4 protein-coding genes are annotated in these 4,232 nt (G+C 72.9%); 2 read left to right on the top strand and 2 right to left on the bottom strand.

Annotated elements, in window-relative coordinates; genetic code table 11:
* Window positions 1-188: 188 nt before the first annotated feature.
* On the top strand, window positions 189-977 hold the full coding sequence (locus tag ACFYTE_RS42180) for a maleylpyruvate isomerase family mycothiol-dependent enzyme (protein ID WP_388722602.1): 789 nt from the start codon (window positions 189-191) through the stop codon (window positions 975-977).
* Between the two features lie 35 nt (window positions 978-1,012).
* Here ACFYTE_RS42180 and ACFYTE_RS42185 read toward each other — a convergent pair whose 3' ends face one another.
* The gene (locus tag ACFYTE_RS42185; protein WP_388722604.1) at window positions 1,013-2,197 is read right to left on the bottom strand and encodes an AI-2E family transporter; all 1,185 of its coding nucleotides are present in this window, start codon (window positions 2,195-2,197) and stop codon (window positions 1,013-1,015) included.
* Window positions 2,198-2,442: 245 nt separating this feature from the next.
* Between ACFYTE_RS42185 and ACFYTE_RS42190 the strand changes: the two genes are divergently transcribed.
* Window positions 2,443-3,276, top strand: coding sequence for a chitosanase (locus tag ACFYTE_RS42190; RefSeq protein WP_388722606.1), 834 nt, complete (start codon window positions 2,443-2,445; stop codon window positions 3,274-3,276).
* A gap of 34 nt (window positions 3,277-3,310) precedes the next feature.
* Here the strand turns inward: ACFYTE_RS42190 and ACFYTE_RS42195 are convergent, their stop codons facing one another.
* Window positions 3,311-4,045, bottom strand: coding sequence for a TetR family transcriptional regulator (locus ACFYTE_RS42195; protein WP_388722608.1), 735 nt, complete (start codon window positions 4,043-4,045; stop codon window positions 3,311-3,313).
* Window positions 4,046-4,232: the final 187 nt, after the last annotated feature.

Here is a 4,232-nt window from a genome sequence, read left to right on the forward strand (position 1 = left end):
GGGCCGGGCCCCCGCAAAAAGCCCCCGCCCCCCCCCCCCCGGGGCCCCCCCCCCCCCCCGGGGGGGGGGGGCCCGCCCCCCGGGGGGGGGGGGGGGGGGGGCCCCCCCCCCCCCGGGGGGGGCCCCCCCCCCCCCGCAACGGACCTGGCACAGTGCGGCACATCCGGCGGAGCGCTTAGCCTGGCCCCATGCCTCGATGGGACCTCGACCGCTATCGCACCGAAATCCTCCAGCAGACCGACCTGTTGCGCTCCCTTCTGGACGGCGCCGACCCCGCGGTCCGCGTGCCCACCTGCCCGGAGTGGAACCTCGGCCAGCTGGCGCGGCACGTCGGCGGCGCCCACCGCTGGGTGGAGACCATCGTCCGCACCCGCGCCACCGAGCCGGTGTCCCACCACCTCCTCGACGACGTCTTCGACTACGGCGACGAGAACAACGAGGACACAGCCACGCTCGACGGGTGGCTCGCCGACGGCGCCCGGCATCTGACGGACGCGCTGGAGGAGGCCGGCCCGGACACCCGGGTGTGGACCGTGGTGCCCGATCAGCCCCTGGCGTTCTGGGCCAGGCGCATGCTCTTCGAGACCGTCGTCCACCGGGCGGACGCCGCCTGGACGGTGGGCCGCGGCTACGCGCTGGATCCGGCCGTGGCACGGGACGGACTGGACGAGTGGATGTCCTTCGGCACGGTGCCCGAGGCGTACGACGGGAGCGACGCACCCCTGCTCGGCGCCGGCCGCACCCTGCGCTTTTCGGCCACCGACGATCCCGCCGGTGACTGGTTCGTCGACCTCACCGGCGACGCTCCCCGCTGGCGGCACGCCGACGAGGAGGCGGCGGTGACCGTCCGTGGACCGCTCGCCGATCTGCTGCTGCTCGTCTACGGCCGGCCCGTCGACGAGCGGACCGAGGTCGAGGGCGACCGGCCCCTGCTGGACCTGTGGCTGCGCCGGACAGGCTTCTGGCTCCACGAGTGACCCGACGCGCACAGGGCAGTACACCTAGGGCACACCTAGGGCGGTACCGCGCGCAGGGCGCGTAGTACCGCCCAGATGACGGAGACGAGCGGGACCGCCACGACGGCGCCGATCACACCCGCGACGATGCTGCCCGCGATGACGGACACGGCGACGACCAGCGGATGGAGCCGGACCGCCCAGCTCAGCACCAGCGGGTGCAGCACATGGCCCTCCAACTGCCCGATGACGACGATGAGCACCAGGACCAGCGCCGCCGTGACGGGGCCGCGCCCGGCGAGGGCGACGACGGTGGCGACCGCGAGCGCGACCGGCGAACCCACCAGCGGCACGAACGCGGCGAAGAACTCCAGAAGGGCCAGCGGCAGTGCGAGCGGCACTCGGAGCGCGAGCAGGGCCACTCCCACGAGGACCGCGTTGGTGGCGGCCACGATGATGATGCCGCGCGTGTACCCGGCGAACGTGTGCCAGGCGGCGCGGCCCGCCCGGTCCCACCCCTCGCGGGCGCCCGCGGGCAGCAACTGCTCGCGTGCCCAGCCCCACAGCCGGTCGCCGGAGTGGATGAAGAAGACGGAGGAGAAGAGCGCGAGGGCGAGCCCGGTCACCACCTCGACGACCCGGCCGAGGCCACTGGCGGCGCTGCTGAGCAGGTTCGCCCGGTGCGTGCTGAGGTAGTGCATCACCTGGCGTTGCAGTTCGGCGAGCCGGCCCGGGCTGAGCCGGAACGGGGGCCGCTGGAGCCACTGTTCGATCTGGTGGATGCCGCCGCGGAACTCTCCCGCCAGTTTCGCCGACTCGCCGGCCACCGCGTTGCCCACGAGGGCGAACAGACCGAGCAGGACCAGGATGCTGCCGACGAGCGCGAGGGCCACGCACAGCGGCCGGGGGAGCACACGGTTCAGCAGGTCGGTGACGGGGCGCAGGATCGCGGTGATGACGAACGCGAGGAACAGGGCCACGGCGACGAGCTGGAAGCGGCCCAGGATCGTGAACAGGCCGTAGACGACGATGCCGATGAGGATGAGCCGCCAGGCGTAGGCCGCGCCGACCCGCAGCCACGGCACCGTCCGCTCGGGCGCGCCGGACGCCACCGCCGGGGTGCCGTGCGGGCCGGGAGGGACACGCGACGGCAGCCGCGTCCAGTGGGCGGGCCTGCTGCCCAGGACCGCGCCCCGCGCCCCGCGACCCGCGCCTCCCGGCCGTCTCTGATGACCAGTCATATCCAGAGCACGGTACGGGCAGGCGGGGCCGCCCGGGGGGTGCAACGCGCCCGGACGGGCCGGACACCGTCGGCATGGACGCCCGTCCGGGCCGCGGTATTGTCCGCTTTCGTCATGACGTGGCGTCGTCCGATCCTACGAACTTCCCGTCCCGGGGCTTCCCTCCCCGCATCTGATAGGAAACCTTCCTGTCAATGCATGGGTCCGGACCAACTCCCATCCCCCCACCTCTGGTTGGAGCCCTGATGCACCTCGGCCATGACACAGCGTCCCCCTCCGGCGTGTCCCGCCGGACCTTCGTCGCGCTGACCGGGGCCGCGGCCCTCGGCGCCCTCGTCGCCGTGCCCCGCGCCACCGCGGCGCCGGCGGCACCGGGCCTCGACGACCCGGCGAAGAAGGAGACGGCCATGAAGCTCGTGTCGAGCGCGGAGAACTCCTCGCTCGACTGGAAGGCCCAGTACGGGTACATCGAGGACATCGGTGACGGCCGCGGTTACACCGCCGGCATCATCGGCTTCTGCTCGGGCACCGGCGACATGCTCGACCTCGTACAGCTCTATGCCGACCGCAGGCCCGGCAACGTCCTCGCTCCGTATCTGCCCGCGCTGCGCCGGGTCGACGGCACCGACTCGCACGCGGGGCTCGACCCGGACTTCCCCGGCAGCTGGCGCACCGCCGCCGGGGACGCCGTGTTCCAGCAGGCCCAGAACGACGAGCGGGACCGCGTCTACTTCAACCCCGCGGTGCACCGGGGCAAGGACGACGGGCTGCGCGCGCTCGGCCAGTTCGCGTACTACGACGCGATCGTCATGCACGGCGACGGCACCGACGCCACCGGCTTCGGCGCCATCCGCGAGCGGGCGCTGCGCTCGGCCCGGCCGCCGGCGCAAGGCGGCGACGAGACGGCGTACCTCGACGCCTTCCTCGACGCCCGGGTGTGGGCCATGAAGCAGGAGGAGGCGCACAGCGACACCAGCCGGGTCGACACGGCGCAGCGTGTGTTCCTGCGCAACGGCAATCTGGACCTGAACCCGCCGCTGGACTGGGAGGTCTACGGCGACAGCTACCACATCGGCTGACGACGTGGGTACTGAGTGCCCCTGGTTCGGGCACTCAGTTCCCTGTCTCGGTGCCCCGCTCCCGGACGCCCTCCAGTTGCTGCACGATCCGCCACATGGGGGTGCTGCTCCGGGTGACCACGACCAGGGTCTCGCCGGTGTCGCCCCAGGTGCGGTGGACGAGGTCGAGGGCCCGGTCGACGCCCGCCGCGGCGTCGCCGCGGGCACCGGAGCGCAGCCAGGCGCGCAGCCCGAAGTTGTGCGCGGCCACCACGCTCGCGGCGACCGTGTACGCCCGCACGTCACCGTCCGGCAGTGTCGCGAACCGCTCCTTGAGGTAGTCGGCGAGGGCCCGCTCGTAGCGCCACACCACGGACGTCTCGTGGGCCTTGAGCGCCGGCACCTTGCGGGTGAGCGCATACCGCTTCACCGAGAACTCGGCGTTCTCCGCGTACATGCGCATGACCAGCCGGGCCGCGCCGCAGGCCCGCGCGACCGGGTCGGGGTCCCGGGCCCCGTCCGCCAGATACGCGACCATGTCGGCGAGCGCCCGTTCGTGGTCGGGGAAGACGACCTCCTCCTTCGTGGGGAAGTACCGGAAGAAGGACCGGCGGCCCACGCCCGCCCGGCGCACGATGTCGTCGACGGTCGTGCTGTCATAGCCGCGCTCGGTGAAGAGCTCGAACGCCGCGGAGACGAGGAGATCCCTGATGGGGGCCTTCTCCCGGTCGCCGCCTGCTCGGGCGTCGCGCGCGTCGCCGCGCGTGCTGGGGTCGCGCTGCTCGTCCATGACCCGAACGTACCTGCTCCCTTCCGGTGTGGCACTCGCCATGCATAATGAGGGTACTGAGTGCCATCTTCGTGGGAGAGCTGATGTCGGACTTCGACCTGTACCGTCCGTCCGAGGAGCACGAGATGCTGCGTGCGTCCGTGCGTGCGCTGGTGGCGGCGAAGATCGCGCCGTTTGCCGCGGAGGT

The sequence above is a fragment of the Streptomyces sp. NPDC004629 genome, from assembly GCF_042873595.1.
GTDB lineage: Bacteria > Actinomycetota > Actinomycetes > Streptomycetales > Streptomycetaceae > Streptomyces.

What these genes read in the sequence shown, in the direction of transcription:
- ACFYTE_RS42180 (WP_388722602.1), top strand. Translation starts at nt 189, where the DNA reads ATGCCTCGATGGGACCTCGACCGCTATCGCACCGAAATCCTCCAGCAG.
- ACFYTE_RS42185 (WP_388722604.1), bottom strand. Translation starts at nt 2,197, where the DNA reads ATGACTGGTCATCAGAGACGGCCGGGAGGCGCGGGTCGCGGGGCGCGG.
- ACFYTE_RS42190 (WP_388722606.1), top strand. Translation starts at nt 2,443, where the DNA reads ATGCACCTCGGCCATGACACAGCGTCCCCCTCCGGCGTGTCCCGCCGG.
- ACFYTE_RS42195 (WP_388722608.1), bottom strand. Translation starts at nt 4,045, where the DNA reads ATGGACGAGCAGCGCGACCCCAGCACGCGCGGCGACGCGCGCGACGCC.